The organism is Deinococcus aquaticus (assembly GCF_028622095.1).
Lineage (GTDB): Bacteria > Deinococcota > Deinococci > Deinococcales > Deinococcaceae > Deinococcus > Deinococcus aquaticus.
Genome location: NZ_CP115165.1, coordinates 1,520,470 through 1,542,500, shown reverse-complemented (window position 1 = coordinate 1,542,500; position 22,031 = coordinate 1,520,470). Strand labels below are relative to the sequence as shown.

Annotated in this window: 27 protein-coding genes and 1 tRNA gene (1 of these 28 running past the window's edge); 15 read left to right on the top strand and 13 right to left on the bottom strand. The window is 69.6% G+C overall.

Translation table 11 applies throughout. The annotated features are described in order from the left end of the window. Positions 1-255: the final stretch of an acyl-CoA acyltransferase gene (locus M8445_RS07515; RefSeq protein WP_273990776.1), read on the top strand. The gene continues 645 nt to the left of window position 1, outside the view; only the last 255 of its 900 coding nucleotides appear in the window; the start codon falls outside the window, past its left edge; its stop codon occupies positions 253-255. Between the two features lie 218 nt (positions 256-473). Beyond that, entirely contained in the window at positions 474-1,025 is a 552-nt protein-coding gene (locus M8445_RS07510) for a single-stranded DNA-binding protein (RefSeq protein WP_273990775.1), read from the top strand. 80 nt (positions 1,026-1,105) lie between these two features. On the opposite strand, the gene M8445_RS07505 is transcribed toward M8445_RS07510, so the two are convergent. The 3 genes from M8445_RS07505 to M8445_RS07495 form a co-directional block, all read right to left on the bottom strand. Next, positions 1,106-1,597: a dUTP diphosphatase gene (locus tag M8445_RS07505; protein WP_273990773.1), complete on the bottom strand. Its 492-nt coding sequence runs from the start codon at positions 1,595-1,597 to the stop codon at positions 1,106-1,108. 32 nt (positions 1,598-1,629) lie between these two features. Then, entirely contained in the window at positions 1,630-2,211 is a 582-nt protein-coding gene (locus tag M8445_RS07500) for a hypothetical protein (protein WP_273990771.1), read from the bottom strand. A 596-nt stretch (positions 2,212-2,807) separates the two neighbouring features. Continuing rightward, on the bottom strand, positions 2,808-3,458 hold the full coding sequence (locus M8445_RS07495; protein ID WP_273990769.1) for a metallophosphoesterase family protein: 651 nt from the start codon (positions 3,456-3,458) through the stop codon (positions 2,808-2,810). A gap of 154 nt (positions 3,459-3,612) precedes the next feature. Here M8445_RS07495 and M8445_RS07490 point away from each other — a divergent pair, with 154 nt between their 5' ends. Both M8445_RS07490 and rocF read left to right on the top strand, forming a co-directional pair. After that, complete coding sequence (locus M8445_RS07490) at positions 3,613-4,137, top strand: GNAT family N-acetyltransferase (RefSeq protein ID WP_273990768.1); 525 nt, start codon at positions 3,613-3,615, stop codon at positions 4,135-4,137. Between the two features lie 153 nt (positions 4,138-4,290). Next, positions 4,291-5,190 (top strand): arginase, encoded by a 900-nt coding sequence (gene rocF, locus M8445_RS07485; protein WP_273990766.1) that lies wholly within the window; start codon positions 4,291-4,293, stop codon positions 5,188-5,190. A gap of 77 nt (positions 5,191-5,267) precedes the next feature. On the opposite strand, the gene M8445_RS07480 is transcribed toward rocF, so the two are convergent. After that, complete coding sequence (locus M8445_RS07480; protein ID WP_273990765.1) at positions 5,268-5,834, bottom strand: DinB family protein; 567 nt, start codon at positions 5,832-5,834, stop codon at positions 5,268-5,270. Further along, positions 5,831-6,871 carry a tRNA dihydrouridine synthase gene (locus tag M8445_RS07475; protein WP_273990764.1) on the bottom strand — a complete coding sequence of 347 codons (1,041 nt, stop codon included), beginning with the start codon at positions 6,869-6,871 and terminating at the stop codon, positions 5,831-5,833. The genes M8445_RS07480 and M8445_RS07475 overlap by 4 nt, the downstream gene beginning before the upstream one ends. A 164-nt stretch (positions 6,872-7,035) precedes the next feature. Here M8445_RS07475 and M8445_RS07470 point away from each other — a divergent pair, with 164 nt between their 5' ends. Continuing rightward, positions 7,036-7,542 (top strand): GNAT family N-acetyltransferase, encoded by a 507-nt coding sequence (locus tag M8445_RS07470; protein ID WP_273990763.1) that lies wholly within the window; start codon positions 7,036-7,038, stop codon positions 7,540-7,542. A 188-nt stretch (positions 7,543-7,730) separates the two neighbouring features. Beyond that, the gene (gene argB, locus M8445_RS07465; protein WP_273990762.1) at positions 7,731-8,480 is read left to right on the top strand and encodes an acetylglutamate kinase; all 750 of its coding nucleotides are present in this window, start codon (positions 7,731-7,733) and stop codon (positions 8,478-8,480) included. Positions 8,481-8,516: 36 nt separating this feature from the next. Here argB and M8445_RS07460 read toward each other — a convergent pair whose 3' ends face one another. The 5 genes from M8445_RS07460 to purE form a co-directional block, all read right to left on the bottom strand. After that, positions 8,517-9,086 carry a GNAT family N-acetyltransferase gene (locus M8445_RS07460; RefSeq protein ID WP_273990761.1) on the bottom strand — a complete coding sequence of 190 codons (570 nt, stop codon included), beginning with the start codon at positions 9,084-9,086 and terminating at the stop codon, positions 8,517-8,519. A gap of 110 nt (positions 9,087-9,196) precedes the next feature. Further along, complete coding sequence (locus tag M8445_RS07455; protein ID WP_273990760.1) at positions 9,197-9,514, bottom strand: hypothetical protein; 318 nt, start codon at positions 9,512-9,514, stop codon at positions 9,197-9,199. A gap of 136 nt (positions 9,515-9,650) precedes the next feature. After that, positions 9,651-10,802 carry a VanW family protein gene (locus tag M8445_RS07450; RefSeq protein ID WP_273990759.1) on the bottom strand — a complete coding sequence of 384 codons (1,152 nt, stop codon included), beginning with the start codon at positions 10,800-10,802 and terminating at the stop codon, positions 9,651-9,653. 78 nt (positions 10,803-10,880) lie between these two features. Next, the gene (purK, locus tag M8445_RS07445; RefSeq protein WP_273990758.1) at positions 10,881-12,011 is read right to left on the bottom strand and encodes a 5-(carboxyamino)imidazole ribonucleotide synthase; all 1,131 of its coding nucleotides are present in this window, start codon (positions 12,009-12,011) and stop codon (positions 10,881-10,883) included. Beyond that, entirely contained in the window at positions 12,008-12,547 is a 540-nt protein-coding gene (gene purE, locus M8445_RS07440; protein ID WP_273990756.1) for a 5-(carboxyamino)imidazole ribonucleotide mutase, read from the bottom strand. The genes purK and purE overlap by 4 nt, the downstream gene beginning before the upstream one ends. Before the next feature lie 63 nt (positions 12,548-12,610). Here purE and M8445_RS07435 point away from each other — a divergent pair, with 63 nt between their 5' ends. The 5 genes from M8445_RS07435 to M8445_RS07415 all read left to right on the top strand — a co-directional run bounded on the left by M8445_RS07435 (position 12,611) and on the right by M8445_RS07415 (position 16,125). Further along, positions 12,611-13,813, top strand: coding sequence for a glutamate ligase domain-containing protein (locus M8445_RS07435; RefSeq protein ID WP_273990755.1), 1,203 nt, complete (start codon positions 12,611-12,613; stop codon positions 13,811-13,813). Between the two features lie 48 nt (positions 13,814-13,861). Continuing rightward, a tRNA-Lys gene (locus tag M8445_RS07430) sits at positions 13,862-13,937 on the top strand. 151 nt (positions 13,938-14,088) lie between these two features. Further along, the gene (locus M8445_RS07425; RefSeq protein WP_273990754.1) at positions 14,089-14,475 is read left to right on the top strand and encodes a nuclear transport factor 2 family protein; all 387 of its coding nucleotides are present in this window, start codon (positions 14,089-14,091) and stop codon (positions 14,473-14,475) included. Positions 14,476-14,503: 28 nt separating this feature from the next. Then, positions 14,504-15,217: a 23S rRNA (guanosine(2251)-2'-O)-methyltransferase RlmB gene (rlmB, locus tag M8445_RS07420; RefSeq protein WP_273990752.1), complete on the top strand. Its 714-nt coding sequence runs from the start codon at positions 14,504-14,506 to the stop codon at positions 15,215-15,217. Beyond that, on the top strand, positions 15,214-16,125 hold the full coding sequence (locus M8445_RS07415) for an aldose 1-epimerase (RefSeq protein WP_273990751.1): 912 nt from the start codon (positions 15,214-15,216) through the stop codon (positions 16,123-16,125). The genes rlmB and M8445_RS07415 overlap by 4 nt, the downstream gene beginning before the upstream one ends. A 152-nt stretch (positions 16,126-16,277) precedes the next feature. Here M8445_RS07415 and M8445_RS07410 read toward each other — a convergent pair whose 3' ends face one another. Together M8445_RS07410 and M8445_RS07405 are read right to left on the bottom strand one after the other, a co-directional pair. Beyond that, the gene (locus M8445_RS07410; RefSeq protein WP_273990750.1) at positions 16,278-16,493 is read right to left on the bottom strand and encodes a hypothetical protein; all 216 of its coding nucleotides are present in this window, start codon (positions 16,491-16,493) and stop codon (positions 16,278-16,280) included. Between the two features lie 85 nt (positions 16,494-16,578). Beyond that, entirely contained in the window at positions 16,579-17,670 is a 1,092-nt protein-coding gene (locus M8445_RS07405; RefSeq protein WP_273990749.1) for a S1C family serine protease, read from the bottom strand. A gap of 145 nt (positions 17,671-17,815) precedes the next feature. Here M8445_RS07405 and M8445_RS07400 point away from each other — a divergent pair, with 145 nt between their 5' ends. The 4 genes from M8445_RS07400 (at position 17,816) to M8445_RS07385 (ending at position 20,829) form a co-directional block, all read left to right on the top strand. Further along, positions 17,816-18,172, top strand: coding sequence for a PadR family transcriptional regulator (locus M8445_RS07400; RefSeq protein WP_273990747.1), 357 nt, complete (start codon positions 17,816-17,818; stop codon positions 18,170-18,172). Next, complete coding sequence (locus tag M8445_RS07395) at positions 18,169-19,275, top strand: permease prefix domain 1-containing protein (protein ID WP_273990746.1); 1,107 nt, start codon at positions 18,169-18,171, stop codon at positions 19,273-19,275. Before M8445_RS07400 ends, M8445_RS07395 begins: the two co-directional genes overlap by 4 nt. A gap of 18 nt (positions 19,276-19,293) precedes the next feature. Then, entirely contained in the window at positions 19,294-19,776 is a 483-nt protein-coding gene (locus tag M8445_RS07390) for an EVE domain-containing protein (protein ID WP_273990743.1), read from the top strand. A 414-nt stretch (positions 19,777-20,190) separates the two neighbouring features. Next, the gene (locus M8445_RS07385; protein ID WP_273990742.1) at positions 20,191-20,829 is read left to right on the top strand and encodes a 1-acyl-sn-glycerol-3-phosphate acyltransferase; all 639 of its coding nucleotides are present in this window, start codon (positions 20,191-20,193) and stop codon (positions 20,827-20,829) included. A 134-nt stretch (positions 20,830-20,963) separates the two neighbouring features. Here M8445_RS07385 and M8445_RS07380 read toward each other — a convergent pair whose 3' ends face one another. Next, positions 20,964-22,010, bottom strand: a complete 1,047-nt coding sequence (locus M8445_RS07380) for a transposase (RefSeq protein ID WP_273988203.1) — start codon at positions 22,008-22,010, stop codon at positions 20,964-20,966. Positions 22,011-22,031 lie beyond the last annotated feature (21 nt).

Sequence of the window (22,031 nt, the reverse complement as noted above, 5' to 3'; positions counted from 1 at the left end):
ACGGAATGGCCTGGCCCGGCGCGGCTGTACCTGGCGGGCGCACGGGTGCTGGTCGAGGTTCCGACCCGCCCGGAAGGGCTGGAAACGGAGGTGCGGCGGGCGTGGCGGGACGCGCTGCGCGAGGTGCTGGGCACGTACCTGTCGCGTGGGTACGAGGTGATGGATCTGGCACGGGCCGGGCACCGGGCGCACTACGTGCTGGCGCGGGTCACGGGCGGCACGCACCGGGACGCGGTCACCAGTGAGGCCGGTTGAACGTGTGGGCGAATGGAGGTCGTCTGATACAGATTCGGCCTGAGGACGTCGCTGAAGGATATTGCACAGGTAGGCAGCGGACCTCACCCACTGGTGAGGCGGCCCGGGTGGGCTGGCTGGCCGGAGGGCTGGCGCAAACGCCTCCCCCGTGTTATGTTATTTACATAAGAGCTGAATGACCGGTCCTTCCCGCCTCCCGCACCCCACAAGGAGTCCCCATGCTGCACATCGAATTCACCACTGACCTGGGCGCCCGCGTCACCGTCGACGTTGAAAGCCCCGCCCAACTCCTGGATACCCAGCGCCAGTACGGCCGACTTGGCTGGACCAGCGGCGACGTTCCCAGCGGCGGCTACCAGTTCCCCCTGGAAAACGAGGCCGACTTCGACTGGACCCTGATCGGCGCGCGCCGGTGGACCAGCCCCGACGGCGAGGAGCTCGTCATTCACCGTGGCCACGCCTACCGCCGCCGTGAACTGGAAGCCGTGGACAGCCGCAAGATGAAGCTCCCGGCCGCCGTGAAGTACTCACGCGGCGCGAAAAGCACGGACCCCGAACACGTCCGCGAGAAATCCGACGGTGAATTCGAGTACGTGACACTGGTCATCTTCCGGGGCGGCAAACGCCAGGACCGATACGCCACGCCCCGCCAGAACGCCCAGGGCGCGCAGCCCACCCAGGCCAGCCGCCCCGCCCCCCAGGCGGCCACGCGGCCCGCGCCCCGCCCCGCCCCGGTTGCCGCCAGCGCCGACGACGAAACGCCTTTCTGAAGGTCAGCATCTGCCGCAGACCCTGAAGAGGCCCGCATCCGCCTGTGCTGGTGCGGGCCTCTTCGCTGCGCCTCTGACGGTCAGGCGTCGCGGGCGGCCAGCTGGTCGTGCAGGACGCGGCGCACGTCGGCCGGCTGCCAGCCCTCGGGCTTGAGGATCTTGCCGTCGGCGCGCAGCGGCCCGGACACCTTCCCCATGTTCGCGCGGTGCACCTCGGCGAAGGCGGCGTCGGCGTTCACGCCCAGCCGGTCAAGCGCCCCGTACGTGACGTACAGCAGGTCCACCAGTTCATGCACCAGTGGCGTGAGGTCCTCGGCAGGTACGCGTTCGCCGGCCTCTATCCGGTCGGCAAGCAGGGAGAATTCAGCCTCGACCTCTTGGAATTCCTCGCGGATCAGGGTGCGGCGCAGGGCCAGCAGTGCTCTGTCCGGCACACTCGGCGCGGGTACTGGCTGCTCACCGATGGCGGCGTGAAAGGCCCGCAGGCGCGCCGCGTTCGAGGCAGGCGCGGCGAGGCCACCGGGTAGAGGCTCGGCGGGAACGGCAGGAGTGGGGTCAGGAACGGACTTCATGGGTTCAGACTACCCAGATTCCGGCGGGCCGGTCAGGGCCGCAGCCGCAGGGAACCCTTGCGCAGCACGGGGTCGTCCAGTCGCACGCCCACCGACTGCACCCGCCCGTCAGGCCGCACCGACAACGTGACGGGCACCGACACGGTCCGCGCCGAGCACGTTCCGCCGCGCACGGCGCAGCTGAACAGTTGCCCTTCCACCCTGGCCGGGTACCGGCCGGCGCGCGTACCTGCGGGGGCAGAGAGCGGCCAGCGCAGCGGGGTCAGGCGGGCGTAGTAGGCGCGGCGTTCCGGGTCCGGGTGGGGCGCGCCGCTCAGGGTGCCGCGCTGCGCGCCCCAGGGGGTGTGCAGGGTCAGGACGTTGGGAGCCTCACGGTTGAGCAGGAAGTCCCGCAGGGCGAACGTGACCGTCAGCGTGCCCGCCTCCGGCAACCCGGCGGTGACGCGCGGCGGTGCGGCCGTCTGCGCTGGGGCAGCGGCGGAGGCTAGGGCTGGGTACGCTGCACCCACTGCTACCGGGCCGCCCAACGCCGCTCCGACGGTCAGGCCGCAGCTCAGCACGGGGGCCCACACAGCAGCGCGTATCAGGCGGGCAGGCAGGGGCCACGGCATCATGGACCGCAGCATAGAGTCCTGCCCGGCGGGGCGGGGCCCGGAAACAAAAACCGCGCGGCCAGCGGGGGATCGCCCCGCTGGCCGCGCGTACAGGAGTGAAGTTGAGGTGGTGTCCTGCTGGGTGCGGGTGGTGGGGCTTGAACCCGCCTGCTGCCTGCTGTTGACCCGCTCGCGCGCCCGTTGGTGAAGAGGTGGGCGTCTCCCTCTGACCTGATCGCGTCTGAGGTGTCCGTCCCGTCAGGGAGTTGAGCCACGTCCGCGACCTCACCAGGCCGGATCAGAGTATGCCGCGCGTCTGTCAGGACTGCATGTGCCAGACGTACACCCGCCCTTAAGCAATAGTGCGTGCCAGACCCCATTCAGCGTGACCTTCCTCACGGTTTGGGGCGGAACCCGTCTTGCTCCTGCTCGCATCCGCTCGGGCCCAGCGGTTTATGCAGACCGCTGGGCCGTAAGCCGTCTTACACGGGTTCCGTCTGTTTCGTTGACAACCCGGAAGGACGCCGGGTTGCCAACTCCACGCCCGGAACCCGTTTCTCTCCTGCTCGCTCCGCTCGGGTTGAAAGCTTTTGCAAACCTTTCAACCGGAGGCCGTCTTACAGGTCCAGCAGCCGGTAGCCGTAGGCGTTCACGACCCGCGCGCCGCTGGCCTGATCGGTGTACTCGACCTTCTTGCCCTCGTACTCGTGGATGTGGCCGTGCACGACCAGTCGCGGGTGGCGGCGGGCCATGAAGCGCGTGATGGACTCGCAGCCCCGGTGGGCGTAGTCGGTGCCGGCGTGCGGGCCGGTGGGGGGCGCGTGCGTCAGCAGCACGTCCACACCGCGCCGTGCGCGCCACGCCAGCTGGGCCAGTCCCACGCGGGCCTGGGTGTCCGTGTACTGCCCGTGGCCCTTGTCGCGGTAGCGGGGCGATCCTCCCCACCCGGCGATTCTCAGGCCGGCCTCCTCGACCACGCGGCCGTGCGCGGCGATCACGCCCCGCGGCGGCACGCGGCGTTCCCCCTCGGTCACGAACTCGTTCTCGTGGTTGCCGTGCACGTAGATGACCGGGACCGTCATCTTGGTCGCCAGGAATTCCAGGTAGTAGCCGGGCAGGTCCCCGGCGGCCAGGACCGCGTCGACCGGCGGCGCGCCCTGCGGGAATCCCTCGCGGTACACGAACGGGTGCACGAAATCCGCCAGCAGCATCAGGCGCTTGCCAGTGGGTTCGGGGGCGCGGTGGTGGGGGTCGGGGGCGTCGGTCATGAATGCTGGGAACCAGTGAAAGGAGCGCCGGGTGACGCCGCAGGGAACTTGCCGGCCGGACTGACGGCGCGCGGGGGGTTGAGGTCCCGAGTGTAGCCCGGCACCGGTGTGGTGGGCGGGGACCCGGACCGGCCTTCCAGAGTACGCTGGTCGGGTGCCTGCGCTCTTGAGCCCCCGTTTACTTCTGCTGCCCCTGACCCGCGCCGTGCTGGAACGCCGCGTGGAGAGCGCCGGGTTCTCCCTGCCGCTGACCACCCCCGACGTCGTGCAGGACGTGTACTTCCCGCCGGAATGGCCGGGCGATCCGCTGCCGATGTTCCCGGCGCTGCTGGCTGGCCTGAGCGCCGGGCAGGGCGAGGTGGACGGCACGTTCATCGCGGTGCACCGGGGCAACCTGACCGCGCTGGGGCAACTGGGCGTGGTGGGCGGCGTGAACGAACAGGGCGAGCAGCAGATCGGGTACGGCCTGACGCCCGAAGCGCGCGGGCGTGGCTACGCGACCGAGGCGGTAGGGGCGCTGGTGGCGCACCTGCACGCGGCGGGCGTGTTGACCGTGACCGCACAGACGGCGACCTCGAATCCCGCCAGCAGCCGGGTCCTGCAGAAGCTGGGGTTCCGGCTGGTCGGCAGTGGCCACAGCGAAGAGGACGGCCCGCTGAGCCGCTGGGCGCACACCTGAAGACTCCGCATCTACCCCCGGACACTTCATGGAGGCCCGGCGCGGCAGCATGAATATTCACCTGAATACTCGCGGGGCGCGGCTGGGTCACGCAGGCTGAAAATAATGTTGCAGCCGCAAGGCATACCCCGCAGCGCCCCTTAAGCTGGGCGCATGAACATCTCTATCCTCGGTATTCCCATGGATCTCGGCGCGGGTCGGCGCGGCGTGGACATGGGCCCCAGCGCCCTGCGCAACGCCCACCTGAGCCGCGCGCTGCGCGACCTGGGCCACAGCGTGACGGACCTGGGAGACGTGCGCGTGGCGCTGCCCGAAAGCATCGACAAGCACGAGGAAGGCGGGCTGGTGTTCCTGGATCCGATCCTGGACGCCTGCCGCGCCGCCGCAGAACAGGTTGCCGCGCTGCCGGAAGGCACCTTCCCGCTGACCCTGGGCGGCGACCACAGCGTCAGCATGGGCACCGTGACCGGCAACGCCCTGCGCGGCAACCCCGCCGGCGAACGCATGGGCCTGATCTGGGTGGACGCCCACACGGATTACAACACCCCGCACAGCAGCCCCAGCGGGAACATTCACGGCATGCCCGTCGCGGCGCTGACCGGCCGGGGCGACCCGCGCCTGACCGGACTGGGTGGCGACTGGCACATGCGGCCCGAGGACATCGTCATGATCGGCATCCGCAGCGTGGACACCTTCGAGCGGGACCTGCTGCGCGAGGCGGGCGTGAAGGCCTACACCATGAAGGACGTCGATCAGCTGGGCATGACCCGCATTCACGAGGAGACCATGGAGCGCCTGGGGGGGCTGAGCCGCCTGCACGTCTCCTTCGACGCGGACGCCCTGGACCCCAGCGTCTGCCCTGGCGTGGGCACGCCCGTGCCCGGCGGCCTGACCTACCGCGAGGGGCACCTGCTGATGGAACTCCTGAGCGAATCGGGCCGCGTGACCAGCATGGACATCGTGGAAGTCAACCCCATCCTCGACACCCGTAACCAGACGGCCGAGGTCATGGTCGGCATGGCCGCCAGCCTGCTGGGGCAGCGCATCCTGTAACGCTCACGTAGAGCCAGCGCCGCCCCTCTGAGAGAAGGGCGGCGCTGGGCATGCGGACTCGGTATGACGACCGGGCGTTACAGGTCGTCGCTGTCGGCGTCGAGGTCGGCCGTGTCTGCGCCGGCCTGTTCGGCCGTGGCCTGCGGGCGCGCGAACCGCATGTAGTCCAGCCAGGGGGGCGTGTGCCCCAACTGGCGGATCATCAGGGCGATCTGCGCGGTGTGGCGGACCTCGTGGGTCATGACGTTCCACAGCAACTGGTCCAGCGTGACGGTGTCGCTGGCGGGATCGTCCTGCACCAGTTTCACGCTGCGGTTCAGGTTGGGTTCACTGTCCAGGAACGCGGCGGTGCGGCCGCTGACTTCCCGGCCGTACTCCAGAATCCAGTTCAGGTCGTACTGCGTGGCCTGCGGGCGCACCCAGTCGTGCGGGTACTGCTGGTGCACGCTGTCCCCGATGACGATGCCGTGCACCCAGTGGTCCTCGACGTCTGTCACGTGCAGCAGCAGGTCCTTGATGCTGTGGAACCGGTCACCGCTTTCCATCAGGTCACGGTCGAGGTCGGCGGGCGGCAGGGCGCGCAGAAAGTTCCACAGCTGGGCTCGTGCGGCGGACAGGTAGGAGTAGTACTCGCGGACGTTCATGAATGACTCACAGTATACCCGTTCGGAGTGACTGTTATGGCCGCTCGGTCACTTCCGGCGTCCGGGCCGTCCGCAGCGCCGTCCAGCAGGGGCTGCAGCACGCGCCGCACGTCTTCCACCGTCACGACCTGCACGAGGTCGTCCCGCAGGTCCGGGTAGTCCGGCAGGTACTGCGGCAGCACCTTGCGCAGGGGGCGCAGCGTCAGGCGGCCCGTGTCGTCGTCGTAGAAGCGGGTCTGCAACTCGGCGTGCCGCAGCGCCGTGCGGGCGCGCGTGTACGCGTCCGGCAGGTCGTCCTGACCGCTCACGAGCGCCCGGAAGATCCACGGGTTCCCGACCGAACCGCGCCCGATCATCACGGCCGCCACGCCCATCCGCTGCCGCTCACGGGCCTGGGCGGGCGTCAGGATGTCGCCGCTGCCCACCACCGGCACACGCACGCTGGCCGCCACGCGCGCAATGGCCTCCCAGTCGGCCTGCCCGGTGTACCGCTGGGCACTGGTGCGGCCGTGCACGGTGATCAGCGCGGCCCCGGCGGCCTCCAGGCCCTGCGCGACCTCCACGCTGCGGTCGTGATCCCAGCCGAGGCGGATCTTGGCACTCACGTCCAGGCGGGTGGCCTGCCGCATGGCGCTGACCAGTTCGTAGGCCACCTCGGGCGTCTGGAGCAGGCACGCGCCGCCCTTCCCGCGAATCTTGGGCACGGGGCAGCCCATGTTCAGGTCGATGGCGGCCGGCTGGAACCACGCCTCGGCGCGGGCGACCGCTCCGGCCAGCACGTCGCTCTCCGCGCCGAACAGCTGCACGACGCGCTCCTGCTCGCCGGGGTACGGGCGGCCCAGGTTCAGTTTCTCGGTGTCGCCGCCGCCCATCAGGCCGCGCGCGCTGATCATCTCGCTGACGGTCCACAGGGCGCCCTGCTCGGCCGCGAGTTGCCGCATGGGCGCGTCGCTGTACCCGGCCATGGGAGCCAGGACCGCGCCGGGCCGGGCCAGTCGGGCGGCGTAAAAGCCAGGGGTGGGGGTGAAACCGGTCATCCCGGCAGGGTAGCGCACCCCCCTCCCCCACCGGGTGAACTCCCGCTGAATTCCCCCAGCGGCGGCATTCACCGGCCCCCGGAACGGCCGGGTTACACTGGCAGCCAGTCCGGCATTCACTTCCGTCCTTCACTCGCCCGCCCTGCCGGCTGGGAGGCTTTACCTTGAACGTTACGCCGCTGGCGCTGCATCACGCGCCGCTGCTTCACCGTCTGTACACGTCCGCCCCCGGTTACTTCGACCTGATCAGTGCGCGCGTGCCGTCCCTCAGCGAAGTGCAGCGGGACGTGGAAATCGCCCTGCTGGACCCCCGGCGGTCCCTGGCACTCGTGCACGACGATCACGGCGACCTGATCGGCAGTCTGGACTGCAAACGCGACTACCCGGAAGCGGGCGACCTGACCATCAACCTGCTCCTGATCCGCGAGGACCGGCAGTCGCAGGGCCTGGGTGAACAGGTGGTGCGGCACCTGGAATCGCACGCCCCGCCCGGCACCACCCGCATCCTGGCCAGCGTGCTGGGCGACAACCCGCGCGGCGCGCGCTTCTGGGAGCGGTTGGGGTACTCCTTTACCCTGGACGCCCGCCCGGTCATGAGCTGGTACGCCAGACCCCTGAACCGCGCCCCACTGAACGGTCCCGGCGCGCCCCTGACCGTCGCCAGCGACTGATACGGACTCGGGCCCAGCGGTTGTGCAAACCACTGGGCCTGGGCGGAGCGAGAAGGAGCAAGGCGGGTTCCGGGCGTAGCGTTGGTAAACCGCTGCCCTGCCGGGTGGTCAACGAAACAGACGAAGTCCGTAGGACTGGCCTCCTCTGTGCGCCTGCCCGGCCCGCGCGCACGCCGTACACTCTGGGCGTGATCGTCAAGTACGGTGGGAATGCCATGAAAAGCCTGGAGTTGCGGCGCGCGGTCGCGGCCGAGATTGCCGCGCTGCGCGCCGAGTACCCGGTCGTGGTCGTGCACGGGGGCGGCCCGGTCATCGAGCGGGAACTCGCGGCGCGCGGCGTGACCAGCGAATTTCGCGGCGGGCTGCGCGTGACCACGCCGCAGGCGATGGACGTGGTCGAGATGGCGCTGTGTCAGCTGAACAAGCAGCTCTCGCAGGACGTGGGGGGCGCCGTGGGCCTGATGGGCCGCGACAGTGACCTGCTGCGCGCCGAGGTGCTGGACCCCGAACTGGGCCGCGTGGGCCGCGTGACGGGCGTGAACGCCGGGCTGCTGCGCACGCTGCTGGGGGCGGGAATCACGCCCGTGCTGGGCTGCGTGGCGGTCGGCCCGGACGGCGAGGCCCTGAACGTGAACGCCGACACCGCCGCCGGGGCCGTGGCGGGCGCCCTGAACGACGGCATCGTGTTCCTGACCGACGTGAACGGCGTTTACCGCGCCTACCCTGACCCGGACAGCCGCGCCGCGACCCTCACCCGCGCCGAGGTCGAGGGGGGTATTGCGCAGGGCTGGATCGCGGGCGGCATGATTCCCAAGGTGCGCGCCGCGCTGGACGCCCTGGACCGGGGCGCGCCGTTCGCGGTGATCGCCAGCGGCATGCAGGCCGGTGTGCTGGCCGCCGCCGCGCGGGGCGAGGCCGGCACGCGCATCACGCCCTGAGCGTCCTCTCCGGGCGCATCACGCCCTGAGCCTGCGTTACTGCACTTTCGAGAAGATCAGCGTGTCACGCAGGCGCGTGTGGTCGCGGGGATCCACGTCGTCGTTCACGAGGTGAGCGTCGAGGGTGTACCCCAGCGCGGCGGGAATGCGGGCGCTGCGTTCGTTCTGCGGGTCGCAGCGGATTTCCAGGCGGCGCAGGCGCAGGGTGTTCAGGGCGAGGTCCGTCAGGGCCTGCGCGACCTCGCGGGCGTAGCCGCGCCCGGTGTGCGGCGTGGCGATCCAGTACCCGATCTCGCCCCGGGGGATCAGCCAGTTCAGGGCGTGGTAGCCGCTGCTGCCGATCAGTTCGGTGCCGCTGGCGTTCCAGACGTGGTAGCGCAGGTTCTCGCGCGTGTCGAACTTCCCGGCGGCGGAGCGCAGGTTCTCGCGGGAGGCTTCCTCGGTCATGGGGTGCTGCGCCCAGTGCATCCAGCGCTGCAATTCGGGCAGCGAGACATTCACGGCCCCCACCAGCGCGCGGGCGTCGGCCGGGTCGGGGCGGCGCAGCAGCAGGCGGTCGGTGCGCAGTTCGGCGGGAACGGCGTTCAGGGATTCGGCAGTCACCATGCCCGGCAGTGTAGTGGCCGCGCGGCGGGGCGCACCACCAGCCGGATGACCTACCGCGGGCCTTTAGTGCCCGGCCAGATGCCCAGTCGGATGTACGGTCGGGTGCGCCCTCAGCGGATGGGTACGGAGGGACGCGCGGGTCTGCGTGAGGTCAGGTCCAGGTAGGCCAGTCGCATCAGCTGCCAGCGCTTCATGCCGGGAAACTGCCGGGCCTTGCTGCTCACGCGGCGTTCCAGGGCGGCGCGGTTGCCGTGGCAGGCGGCCAGCAGGCGCGCTTCCCAGTACACGTCCTGCGCCCCGTCGCGCCGGGTCGCGCCCGCGGGGGCGGCGGGTGCGCCGCGCCGCGAACCCCGTCCGAACAGTTGATTCCCCACAACCAGCGCCGCCGCGCCGCCCGCCAGTCCCAGTACCAGAGTTGTCAGGATCACCCGCTCAGCGTACCTGTCTGCTGCGGCGGGCGACAGCGAATTTTCCATACACCCGGTACAGAAAGGCGGCAGGATGTCAGGGGGCAGCCGTATTGTTCTGCTGCTCCCCTGACCTCCCGTCCCCATGGGGCGGCCCTTACTGCTTGAGTCGGGGGTCGGCGGGGTTCACGCCGTACACGGCTCCCCAGGGTTTGTACACGCTTTTCAGGGTGTCGCTGCTGATGGTCTTGCCGCCGGCCTTGATAGTGCGCCTGATGACGCTGGTCATGCCCTGCATGGGCTGGTCGAGCAGGCGGCGGCCCCCGCGCGCCACGCGGTCGTCGGGGCTGTAACTGGGGTCGGCGGGCGCCTTGAAGTCCGTGATGACGGGTCGGCTGATGGTCACGTCGCGGCCGGTGTTCGCGCCGAACACGTCGAAGCGCAGCGTCTCGCGCGCGGTGTCCCAGCTGGCCTGGATGAACAGGTGCTTGCCGGTGTCGTTCTTCATGCGCAGGTTCTTGCTGGGCGCGTACACGGTGGCCTCGTACCCGACGGGGTCGTAGTACGACACGCGGTGACTGTGCTCGTGGCGCTCGGTGATGGGCAGGCCCGCCTGGTACAGCGCGCGGAAGACGGTGGTGCTGACCTGGCAGATGCCGCCGCCGTCCTCCCTGGTCAGGGTGCCGCCGCTGATCACGAAGCCTTTCACGAAGCCGGTGCTGGCGTCGATCTGCCCGATTTCCTCGTTGAAGTTGAATTCGTGGCCGGGCGCGATGAAGAAGTTATCCAGTTTGCTGGCGCCCACCAGGATGTTCTTCTCGCGGAAGTCCGGGCTGCCCGCGTAGCTGCTCTGGCCGGTGGCGACGTGCCACAGCACGCCCCGCTGCGCCAGCACCTTCACGCTGCGGCCCGGCTGGGTGCGTTTCACCTCGACCTGCGCGGTGTCCTTGCCGGCCAGGATGGCTTTCAGGAGGTTGGCTTTGGTGGTGGCGCGGTCCAGGGTCCAGCCGGTCTGGTCGGTGGCGACCCAGCTGCCCTTCACGTTGCGGAACACGGCGGGTTTTGCCTGACGGGCGTTGATGGCCTTTTCCATCCGGTCGAGGATGGGCGTGATGGTGGTGCTGAGGCGCTTCACCTTGCGGGTCGCCTTGACGCCGGCGGCAGGCACCGCCCAGGATTTCACGACGGCCGTGGTCTTCAGTTCGCCTTTCTGGATGGTGCTGGCCTCGTCCTTCAGGATGAGTTTGAAGTCGGCGGCGTGCGCCGTGGCGACCAGGGCGAGGGTCAGGGTGGTCAGGAGACGCTTCACGCTTCTCAGCGTAGGCTGGGCGGTCTGACGGGCTGTGAGGCGAGGTTGCGCGAATCCTGACCTGCCTTTGCGGTGGACTTAGGGAATCAGGGGTTCCAGGCTCGCCAGCCGCTCCCGCAGAGTCTCCGGGTCCGGCGCGACGAGGTTGACGTGGCCGAGTTTGCGCCCCGCCCGCCAGTCCTTGTGGTACAGGTGCACGCGCGTGCCGCTCAGGGCATCGGTGGCGGCCCAGTCGGGCATCAGCGGCTGGCCTTCCGGGCCGGCGGCCCCGACCACGTTCACCATCGCGCAGGGCAGCAGCGGCGCCCAGTCGCTCAGCGGGAGGTCCAGCACGGCGCGCACCTGTGCCTCGAACTGGCTGAGGCCGCCGCCGTCCTGCGTGAGGTGGCCGCTGTTGTGCACGCGCGGCGCGACCTCGTTCACCAGCAACTGGCCGCCGGGCAGCACGAAGAACTCCAGGGTCATCAGGCCCTCCAGATCCCAGGCGTCCGCGACGGCGCGCGCCATGTCCCGGGCGGCGGCCTGCGTGCCGTGCGGGACATGCGCGGGGAACACGCTGGTGCGCAGAATGCCGCCCTTGTGCACGTTCTCGACGAGCGGCCCGAACGCCACCTGACCGCCCGCGCTGCGGGCCACGCCCAGGCTGACCTCGCGCTCGAAGGCCACGAAACCTTCCAGCACGCACGGCACGCAGCCCAGGGCGTCCCAGGCGGCGCGCAGCTCGGCGTCCGTGTTCACGCGGGCCTGCCCCTTGCCGTCGTACCCGAGTTCGCTGGTCTTCAGGATGCCGCGCCCGCCCACGCGGCCGAGCGCGCCGTTCAGGTCCTCCGCGGATTCGATGGCCTCAAAGGGCGCGGTGACGGCCCCGGCGCGTTGCAGGGCCTGTTTCTCGCGGGCGCGGTGCTTGCTGCGGGCCAGCAGGTCCGCGCCGGGCCGCACCGGCACCCGGCCGCGCAGGGCGTCCAGCGCCTCGACCGGCACGTTCTCGAATTCCAGGGTCACAGCGTCACACGCAGCCAGCTGCGCCAGCCCGGCCGGGTCGGTGTACGGCGCGCACAGGTGCCGGGCGCACAGCCGCGCCGGGGCCTGCGGGTCGGGTTCCAGCACTGTCACGCGCACGCCCAGCGGAATGGCCGCCAGCGCCAGCATCTGCGCCAGCTGCCCGCCGCCCAGGATGCCCAGCGTCCGTTCGCCTCCCAGCGGGGTCATGCCTCGCCCGCCTGCGGGTGCCCGTCGAAGAACGGGTCGTCCAGCACCGCCTGCGTCTGCGCGGCCCGGAAGGCGTCCAGGCGGGCGCGCACCGTTTCGTCGGTCGTGGCCAGCATCGCCGCTGCAAACAGTGCCGCGTTCTTCGCGCCTGCCGCGCCGATCGCGAAGGTCGCCACGGGCACCCCGGCCGGCATCTGCACGATGCTCAGCAGGCTGTCCTGGCCGCTCAGGGCGCGGGACTGCACCGGCACGCCCAGCACCGGCACGCGCGTGAACGCCGCCAGCATGCCCGGCAGATGCGCCGCGCCGCCCGCCCCCGCGATGATGCACGCAAGGCCCAGCCGCTCGGCCCGCGCGCCGTACGTGGACAGCAGTTCCGGCGTGCGGTGCGCGGACAGCACCCGCACCTCGTACGGCACACCCAGGTCCCGCAGGGTGTCCAGCGCGCCCTGCATGGTCTCGAAATCGCTGCGGCTTCCCATCACGACGCCCACCCGGGGGGCGGCCTGGACTGCAAGATCGTTCACGGCCCGCATCCTACCCGGCCCGGCCGGGTCCGCGCCTCATCCTGTCCGGCCCAGGCGCGCTAGCCTGCACGGGTGAACGCCGAGCACGACCCCGCCCGCCCCTCCCCTCTCCACCCGGACTACGACTGGCTGTACTCGCGCACGCGCGCAGGCCGGGCGCGCGGACCGCACGGCGCGGCGGCCCTGCTCGCGCAGTTGGGCGACCCACAGCAGGCTTTTCAGAGCGTGCGGGTGATCGGCACGAACGGCAAGGGCAGTACCTGCGCCATGCTGGAGGCGGGCCTGCTGGCCTCGGGCGTACCGGTGGGCCGCTTTACCAGTCCGCACCTGACGCACTTCGAGGAGCGCGTGCGCGTGAACGGCGTGAACCTCCCGCCAGCCCGCACCGACGCGTTCATCCGGTGGGCGCAGGCCAGCGTACCGGACGCCGCGTTCTTCGACCTGACCCTGGCCCTGGCCTGCCAGGAGTTCGCGCGGGCCGGCGTGCAGGTCGCCGTGATGGAAGCCGGCGTGGGCGGCCGCAGCGACGCCACGCAGGCCCTGACGCGCGTGGCAGCGACCATCATCACGAACGTGGACCTGGATCACGTGGGCGTGCTGGGCAGCACCGTGGAAGCCATCGCCGCCGACAAGGCCGGGGCCGCCCAGCCCGGCGTGCCCCTGCTGACCACCGCGACCGGCGCGGCCCTGACCGTGATCGCTGCTGCCGCCGCGCAGGCCGGGGCTCCCCTGCTGACCCCCGACACCCACCCGGACCTGTTCACGCTGCCGCGCCCGCCCCGGCTGGAGGGACCGCACCAGCACCGCAACGCCGCGCTGGCCGCCGCCACCCTGCGCACCCTCGGGTACGGGCCGGGCGTGGACGCCGCCCTGAACGCCACGCACCCCGCCCGCCTGGAACGCTTTCAGGTGGACGGCCGCACGGTCCTGATCGACGGCGCGCACAATCCCCACGCCACCCGCGCCCTGGCCGCCGCCCTGCACGGCACGCCCGTTCACACGCTGCTGTTCGGGAATCTGGCCCGCAAGGATACTGGCGCCACCCTCGCCCCGCTGCTGCCGCTGACCCCGCAGCGGGTGTTCACCGCGCCCGGCGACCTCGCCACGCCCCCCCAGGAACTCGCCGCCACGCACGGCGGAGAGGCCGTCCCCGACATGACCCGCGCCCTGGCCCACGCCCTGGCCCTCACCCCGCCCGGCGGCACCCTGCTGATCACGGGCAGCCTGTACCTCGCCGGGCACGCCCGCACGCAGCTTCCCGGCGCGGACCACTGAAGCCCGCTTGACAGGAACCGGGACCACCCGTATACTTCCCCTCGCTCTGGATCGTTAGCTCAATTGGCAGAGCAGCTGACTCTTAATCAGCGGGTTGTAGGTTCGATTCCTACACGATCCACCAGAACAGACCCCCACCCCGCGTGGGGGTTTCTGCTTGCGGGGGTTCAGCGTCCTGTGGGCTGGCACTCATGCGGCGGGGCATGTGTTCATGTCGCGTTGGCTCGGTGGGTCTTCTTACGGGGCGCGGCGTGGCGGGGTGGTCTGGTGGGGGCATGACGAACGATCAGCAGACGACCACACAGGCTTTCATGGCAGCGTTGCAGGCGGCGGAATCGTCGGGGGACGTGTCTGGTCTGCTGGCGCTGCACGCGCCGGACGTGACCCTGCGCAACCTGACGCAGCAGACCTGGGAGGGTGAGGCGGGCGCGCGGGCCTTCTGGGAGACGTACCTGGGGAACTTCGAGGAGATCCGCAGCGAGTTCACGCACAGCCACGAGGCAGGCGGGCTGGGGGTCATGGAGTGGACGGCGTCCGGACGGCTCCGGGGCGGGCATCCGGTGGAGTACCGGGGGGTCAGCCTGATCGAACTTGCTGGCGGGAAGGTTTCGGCGTTCCGCACGTACTACGACAGCGCAGCGTTCGTGGTGGCACCGGCCTGACGGTGGGCGGGGCGGGTACACTGCCCTCATGTTGCTGTACGGTCGGAATCCGGTATTAGAGGCGCTTCAGGACGGTCGTGTGTCCGAGGTACTGGTGGCGCGCGGGGTGGAGGAAGCGTTCGTGGCGCAGCTCAAGGCGTCCGGGGTGAAACTGCGCTTCGCGCCGCGCATTGAGCTGGATCAGCTGGCGGGCACCACGCAGCATCAGGGTGTGATGGCCGAGGTCGAGGACATGGCCTGGGCGGAGGTGGACGACATCCTGGCGCTGGCCGAGCAGCGCGGCGAGGATCTGCTGATCGTGCTGCTGGACGGCATCACGGACCCCCGGAATTTTGGGGCGATCATCCGCAGCGCGGAGGTGCTGGGCGCGCACGGCGTGGTCGTAGAGGAACGCCGCAGCGCGCCGCTGTCGCCGGTCGTGGCGAAAACGGCAGCCGGGGCGACGAGTTACCTGCCAGTAGCGCAGACGAAGAACCTGCCGCGCCTGATCGAGCAGCTCAAGCAGGAGAACGTGTGGGTGTACGGAGCGGCGGGCGAGGCGGCCGAGGACGTGCGCCGCGTGGATTTCAGCGGGAAGGTGGCGCTGGTGATCGGTGCGGAGGGCGAGGGCATGCGCCGGCTGGTGCGTGAGAAGTGCGACGCGCTGGTCAGCATTCCGGTACGCGGGCGGGTACAGAGCCTGAACGCATCGGTCGCGGCGGGCATCCTGCTGTTCGAGGCGACGCGCCGGCGGGATCAGTGACGGCAAGCCAGCCGGACCTGGAGGTGCTGCGCGTCTCGAACGGGGCGTTCGAGTTGGATGTCCTGCCGGGACTGGGAGCCAGCGTGCTGAATCTGCGCGCCGCGTCGGGCCGCCCGGTCATGCGGCACGTGGAGTTATCGGACGTGCAGACCAGCAGTCAGTGCGCCAGTTTCACGCTGCTGCCGTTCAGTAACCGCATCCGGGACGCGCACTTCACGTTCGCGGGCCGCGAGGTGCAGCTGCGGGTGAACACGAAAGACGGGCTGGCGCAGCACGGGGACGTACGCAACCGCCCGTGGCAGGTCGAGCGGGTATCGGACTCGCACCTGCGCTGTACGTTCGACAGCCGGGCCTTTGCGGACATCAACTGGCCGTGGGCGTTCACGGCGCAGGTCGAGTACCGCCTGCACGGCCTGCACTTCGATACGACCGTCACCCTGACGAACGAGGACGCTGCGGCCATGCCCGCCGGGCTGGGCCTGCACCCGTACTTCGCGCGCATGCAGGAGGGCGTGGACCCGGCGCTACAGGTGGGCGCGGAGCTGATCTACGACACTGACGAACGCCAGTTGACGCTGGGCGAGGCCCGCCCCGTGCAGCCCGCCGAGGATTACCGGACGCCCACGCCGGTTGGCGAGCGGCACATCGACCGCACCTATACCGCCTGGGACGGCGTGGCCCGCCTGGACTGGGGCGAGCGGGCACTGACAGTCACGGCCGACAACGTGTACTCGCACGTGGTCGTGTTCACCGCCCCGGACGGCAGCCTGGCTATCGAGCCGGTGTCACACGCGACCGACGCTTTCAACCTCGCGGCGCGGGGCGTGGCAGGCGTGGACCTGCGCGTCCTGGAACCCGGTCAGAGCCTCGCGGGCACGGCGCGCGTGACGCTGGAAGGCAACTGGTAAGACGGACTCCGGCCCAGTGGGCTGCAAAACCGTGGTTTGCAAAACCGTTCAACCCGAGCGGACTCGCAGAGCTGCGAAGCACAGTGGGAGAAGGACAGCGGGCGCAGAAGCCGCCGCTGTCCTTCTCTCGCGCAGGGTGGGAACGGGCGCGGTCAGCCGGTGGCGAGCAGCACACCGGCCGCGTCGCGGATCTCGAATTCGCGGCGGTCGCGGCTGCCCATCCACTTCAGGGCCTCCAGCAGGTCGTCGGTTTCCTTCATGACTTCCGGTTCGGTGGCGTACCCGGTCCACACGATGCGGTAGGCGCGCGGCGCGGTGGGCGGCGACCAGCGTTCACCCTCGTCTTCTTTCACGAATGCTCTGGACATCCGTTCAGTCTGCGCCCACCGCGTGACGTGCGGATGGGCGCAGCGTTCAGAGGCGTTCATGCCGCGCAGCAGTCGCGCGGCCCGGTCACTCCTGAAGGTCGGGCACGCTGGCCTTGGGCACCAGGGTGATCTGCGCGGTGCGGGCCTCGCCGTCACGGGTGTACCCGAGCGTGACCGTGTCCCCCACGCGGGCGCGGCGGATGGCGGCAATGACCTGATCGGCGTCGCGGGTGCGCTGTCCGTTCACGCTGGTCACGATGTCCCCCAGGGCCGTCAGGTTGTCCTGCGCGTCGAAGGTACTGCCGCGCAGACCGGCGCGCTCGGCGGGACTGCGGCGGGCCACGCCGCTGATCACTGCGCCGTCCAGGCCGCCCTGGCCGCTGTGAACCAGGTCGAACAGCAAGCCCACGACCGGCACGTCCTTCTTCTCACCCCGGCGCAACGCGGCGATCAGCGGGCCACCCTCGACGACTGGCACGGCGTAACTGCGGCGTGTCTGGCCGCTGCCGTCCAGGCTGATGTAACTGACCACGCCGATCACCTGCCCGGTCGGGTCGAGGATCGGGCCGCCGCTGTCGCCGGGCGAGAGGGGCGCACTCATTTCCAGGGTGCCCTGCGGGAAGTCCGCGCGGCCCGCCTGCGCGTTCAGGCCCAGCAGGGTGCCCTGGCGGGGTTGCAGGTAATCGCCGCCGCTGTTCCCGATGGCCAGGACCGCCTCGCCCACGCGGGGCGCGCGGGGTGCCAGCGGCAGGAACGGGAACCCGCCGCCCGGAGCGCGCGTGACCTGCAGTACGGCCACGTCGGCCTGCGCGTCGAAGGCCGTCACGGTGGCCGGGTACGTCTTGCCGCTCAGGGTACTGATCTGGAACAGCCGCCCGCCGCTGACCACGTGGTACGCCGTGAGCACCAGTCCGTCCTGGCTGATGAAGAAGCCGGTGCCCAGGCCCGCGTTGCGGGTGTCGGGGTTCAGGCTCTCCACGCGCACCGTGGCCGGGCGCGAGGCCGTGAACACCTCGCGCGTATCGGCGCCCAGCTGGTTGGGCAGCGCCGGAGCCTGCGCCTGCGGGGCCGGACCCACCTGGAAGGAGGGCTGGCCGAACGGCAGCTTCGCGTCTGGCAGCAGGTAGGCGGCCAGCGCGAGGATCAACAGAACCGGAAGCCAGGGCGAGGCACGCACGCCGTCAGTGTAGAGCGGCCGCGCGACCGGGACGGTGGCCGAAGGAACCGAAGCGGGCGATCAGGACCACGCCCAACAATCTTGCTTGACAAGATACCGGCCCCTCATTACCTTGCAGAGCAAGACACTACCCGGGGGCACGCCCATGAATCCACTGAAATCCGGCACGCTCGACCTCGCCCTGCTCGCCGCCCTTCAGGACCAGCCCCGCTACGGGCTGGACATCCTGCGGCACGTCAACGACCGCAGCGGCGGCCTGTTCGACCTGCGCGAGGGCAGCCTCTACCCCGCCCTGCACCGCCTCGTGAAAGCCGGGTGGATCGAGAGCGACTGGCAACCCAGCGACCGGGGCGGCGCCCCCCGCAAGGTTTACCGCCTCACTGAAAATGGCCGCGAGGCCCTGCACACCAAACGCCAGGAATGGCAGACGCTGCGCGGCGCGCTGGACGCCCTGCTGATCCGCGCCCTGCTGATCCGCACCCCCACCCGGCGGTCCGCGTGACCCGCCGCCTGCGCCGCCCCCGCCGGCCCCTGAGCGCCGACGCGTACATCCACCACGCCACGCGCGGCCTGCCCAGAGCCGAACGCCTGGACGCCGCCGCCGAACTCCGCGCGCACCTGACCGAACGCATGCAGGAGCATCAGGCGCACGGATTCTCGCCTGAGGAAGCCGAGTACCTCGCCGTGCGCGGCATGGGCGACCCGCAGCCCGTCAACCGGGGCCTGCTGGGACACGCCTTCACGCACCGCGCCGGGTGGTTCACGCTGGCCGCGTTGCTCATGGGCGGCCTGGGCTGGACTGCGTACCGCGAGTGGCTGCCCCCACGCGAAGGCGCGCAGTTCGGTCCGATGAATCAGCGGGACATCAACGCGCTGTTCAGTGACACCAGCGCCCCACGCGGCACGTATCAGGCGGTCACGCTGACCTACCCGCGCGGCACGAAAGCCGTGCTGTACGTGACGGTCTCCACGGCGGACCAGAGGTACGGGCCTGAGCAGGTCAGTCTGTTCAGCAAGGACCTCGTGAACGACGAGGAACAGAACTTCCGGGGCCGTATTCCCGGCAGTTACCGCTACCAGGAACGCGCGCTGCTGATCACGCAGGACGTCACGTGCGATGGTCAGGAACACAGCCGGATCTTCATGACGGGTTTCGGCCTGCCGTCGCCGTTCTGGAACTCGGGGATCGAAATCACCTCCGGTCCAAGGGGAGGGGGATTCATCGAGGGAGCCTGCAGTAACCCCGCCGTCCGCCTGCATCAGATCAGGGAGCGGCTGAACAGCGTGCCTCCCACGACCGTGACGCGCACCGTGCGCCCCAGCGGCGAGAATGGCGTGCTGAGCTTGCACCAGCCTCTGCGGTTGAACGAGTGGCGGGTGCTGTACCGGCTGCGTGTGGACCCCGAGGCCGATCCGAACACCTACTCGCCGATGCCCACGGGTCCAGCCAGCCCGAAGGCGCGGGGAACGTACGTGGCGGTCATGCCGCTGGATCACGTCCCGAACAATGCGGACGGCTACAGCTGGGGCGGGATGACGGTCGGCTTCAAGGGCCAGAAACCCATTCCGCTGCCGCCGCTGGTGACGGGCACGCCCGGCGGGTGATGCTCTAGGCTGCTTTTCATGCGTTTCTGGTTACTCAAGTCCGAGCCGGATGTGTTCGGTTTTCCTGATCTGGTGCGGGTGCGGCGCGAGCCGTGGAATGGCGTGCGGAACTATCAGGCGCGGAATTTCCTGCGTGACATGCGCGAGGGGGATCTGTGCCTGTTCTACCACTCGAATGCGCGGCCGCCGGGCGTGGTGGGCGTGGCGCGGGTCTGCCGGGAGGCGTACGCGGACGACCTTCAGTTTGATCCGGCGAGTGCGTACTTCGATCCGAAGTCAGGTGTGGACGCGCCGCGCTGGAGCATGGTGGATGTGGAGCCGGTGGTGGCGTTTCCGGGTGTGGTGCCGCTGGATGCGCTGCGGTTGATGCCCGAGTGGGAGGGTTCGCCGCTGACGGGTCGGGGGTCGCGTCTGAGTGTGGTGCCGGTGGAGGCTGGGGCGTTCTGGGCGACGCTGGACGCCGCTGGCCTGGATTTCGGGGACCTGTCGGGGTTGTCGTGAGTGCACAGGCTGCAACGGGCCGGCTGGAGTGCGCCGGCCGGGCGGCTGACTGCGGGGTGACAGCGGGGGGGCTGGGGGGGTAGATTCGCGTATTCCGTTTGATCTGAACTGATGTTGGGGGGTTTTTCACAGCCGCGCCGTATTGCGTGACCTTAACGTCAGGTGAAGAAAAGGAGAATACCTGTATGGAACTGTTACTGGCTGGTCTGGTGATTGTGATTTCCCTGCTTCTGGCGGCGTGGCAGGAACGCCCGGCGTCCCGACCCCGCAGCAAACGCTGAGGCGCAGGCCGGCCGGTACCGACCCCGGACTTCGCGTGCGGCGCGGCCCCGGCCCGCTCTGAAAGGCGGTTCTTTGTGAACCCCGTCCCGCTTCAGGGCCTGCCGGGTCGGGCGTTACCTATAGTGAGGACCGATGTCTTCTCCCCTGTGGCCCGGTCAGCAGCATTCTCTCGGTTCCCGTCTGGCCGCCCGGCTGCTGCGCGCAGCAGGCTGGACGGCGCTGCTGGCCACGCCGCCCGGACCAAAGTTCATAGCGGCGGCCGCGCCGCACACCAGTAACGCCGACTTCTGGCCAGGTCTGTTCTGGAAGTGGTCGACCCGCATTCCGCTGCATTTCGTGGCGAAGCGCGAGCTGTTCCGCTTTCCCATAGGCGTGTTCATGCGGGCCGTGGGCGGCATGCCCCTGGATCGCCGCCGCGCCGGCGGGAACTTCGTGGATGCGGTGGTCAGCGTGATCGACCGTGAACGCGAGATCATCATGCTGGTCGCGCCGGAAGGTACCCGCAGCGGCGGGCAGTACTGGAAGACCGGCTTTTACTTCATGGCCCTCAAGGCGGGCATTCCCATCGGCGTGACTATTCTGGACTGGCAGCACCGGCGGGTGGGCGTGATCGGGTACGTGACGCCCACCGGGGATATCGAGGCGGATTTCGCGGAGATCCGCGCGTTACTCAGCGGCGTGCGCGGCCGCAGACCCGAGAATGAGATCGAGGCCTACCCGCGTCCCGCCGACCTGAGCGGCAGCGAACGGCCGGGCCGCGCTCCCCTCTGATCTGGGGTGACGTTCAGGGTTCGTGGGTGGGGTCGGTGGGGCCAGCGTCGTCGCGGTCTTTCAGGCCCCGGATTTCCTCAATGAAGCGTTCCAGACTGTCGAACAAGAGTTTCCACTTCCCTGCTGATGTCGTGTCACGCGGCGTCAAGCAGGGGGCCGTCCTGCTCCATCCCGGTCAGGACGTACTTTTCGGCATTCTGAGCTGCCTGCCGTTGTGCGGCCCGCCACGTCATTCCCGGTACTTCCCTACGCACCCGTAACACCGCGTGAAAGGCCTCCACCACGCACCACACCCAGTTCTCCTGCGCCTGGATCGTCCGGCAATGACAGCGTCCCAGTCCCAGGTTCTGCTTGAAGAACCGGTGAATCACCTCAATTCCCCAGCGGGCCTTCCAGGCCCGCAGCAGTGAGCGAACCGTGACGTCACCACCAAACGTGCTGAACAGGAAAAACCGTGTCCACTCCCCGTGCACCTTGCGCCACACGATCAGGACATCGAACCCACCGACCTCACGGGTGACCGACAATCGACGGACACGCCACCCGAACTCCGCGTACAGGTGGCAGCGTTCTGGAGGGAACTGCCGACTCAGCGCACCGAGGGTGAGTCCCTCACCCTCGAACTGCACGGTCATATTGGCTTTGGCACGGATCAATACCGGAATCTGATGCTCGCGACTGAAGGTCACAGCCGCGTCCCGCCCGAACTCCCCATCCAGGAGGAGACCCGCCATGGGGACGCCCGCCGCGAGGCAATCCTGGACGACGTGGATCATTTCCTGAGTCGCTGTACGGTAAGGATAGCGCTCTGTATGCAGGGCCTGGGAAACCTTGAAGCGCTCCAGCAACGGAACTGGATCTTCACCGAACCTGACCAGGGCCGCGGAGGTGAACTGATGGCCCAGACGGGTCTGGGCCTGACCGCTGTAGTGGTAGTTCACGCCTTCCATCGTCCGTCCGGCGTGGGGCACCATGACGAAATCAATGGCCAGGAACGCGCCCTCCGGCGCGTTCCTGGCTCGACGCTTGAAGTCCTCCGTGGAGGCGAAGGAGTCCCGCGCCATCTCTTTGGAGATGGCACTTTTACACAGGGTGCTGTAGGGGATGAGGCCACTGAGGCTGGTGACCCGGTTCAGCTGAGCGGTGATGATGCTGTGCGGTAGGCTGGGGATGCGAGGCATAGTCACTTCGCATAAAGGCCC

Coding starts and splice junctions, on each gene's coding strand:
- M8445_RS07500 (WP_273990771.1), bottom strand. CDS start 2,211: ATGATGCCGTGGCCCCTGCCTGCCCGCCTGATACGCGCTGCTGTGTGG.
- M8445_RS07505 (WP_273990773.1), bottom strand. CDS start 1,597: ATGAAGTCCGTTCCTGACCCCACTCCTGCCGTTCCCGCCGAGCCTCTA.
- M8445_RS07425 (WP_273990754.1), top strand. CDS start 14,089: ATGACGAACGATCAGCAGACGACCACACAGGCTTTCATGGCAGCGTTG.
- M8445_RS07460 (WP_273990761.1), bottom strand. CDS start 9,086: ATGGTGACTGCCGAATCCCTGAACGCCGTTCCCGCCGAACTGCGCACC.
- purE (WP_273990756.1), bottom strand. CDS start 12,547: ATGCGGGCCGTGAACGATCTTGCAGTCCAGGCCGCCCCCCGGGTGGGC.
- M8445_RS07480 (WP_273990765.1), bottom strand. CDS start 5,834: ATGAACGTCCGCGAGTACTACTCCTACCTGTCCGCCGCACGAGCCCAG.
- purK (WP_273990758.1), bottom strand. CDS start 12,011: ATGACCCCGCTGGGAGGCGAACGGACGCTGGGCATCCTGGGCGGCGGG.
- M8445_RS07410 (WP_273990750.1), bottom strand. CDS start 16,493: ATGTCCAGAGCATTCGTGAAAGAAGACGAGGGTGAACGCTGGTCGCCG.
- M8445_RS07495 (WP_273990769.1), bottom strand. CDS start 3,458: ATGACCGACGCCCCCGACCCCCACCACCGCGCCCCCGAACCCACTGGC.
- rlmB (WP_273990752.1), top strand. CDS start 14,504: ATGTTGCTGTACGGTCGGAATCCGGTATTAGAGGCGCTTCAGGACGGT.
- rocF (WP_273990766.1), top strand. CDS start 4,291: ATGAACATCTCTATCCTCGGTATTCCCATGGATCTCGGCGCGGGTCGG.
- M8445_RS07400 (WP_273990747.1), top strand. CDS start 17,816: ATGAATCCACTGAAATCCGGCACGCTCGACCTCGCCCTGCTCGCCGCC.
- M8445_RS07510 (WP_273990775.1), top strand. CDS start 474: ATGCTGCACATCGAATTCACCACTGACCTGGGCGCCCGCGTCACCGTC.
- M8445_RS07385 (WP_273990742.1), top strand. CDS start 20,191: ATGTCTTCTCCCCTGTGGCCCGGTCAGCAGCATTCTCTCGGTTCCCGT.
- M8445_RS07475 (WP_273990764.1), bottom strand. CDS start 6,871: ATGACCGGTTTCACCCCCACCCCTGGCTTTTACGCCGCCCGACTGGCC.
- M8445_RS07390 (WP_273990743.1), top strand. CDS start 19,294: ATGCGTTTCTGGTTACTCAAGTCCGAGCCGGATGTGTTCGGTTTTCCT.
- M8445_RS07380 (WP_273988203.1), bottom strand. CDS start 22,010: ATGCCTCGCATCCCCAGCCTACCGCACAGCATCATCACCGCTCAGCTG.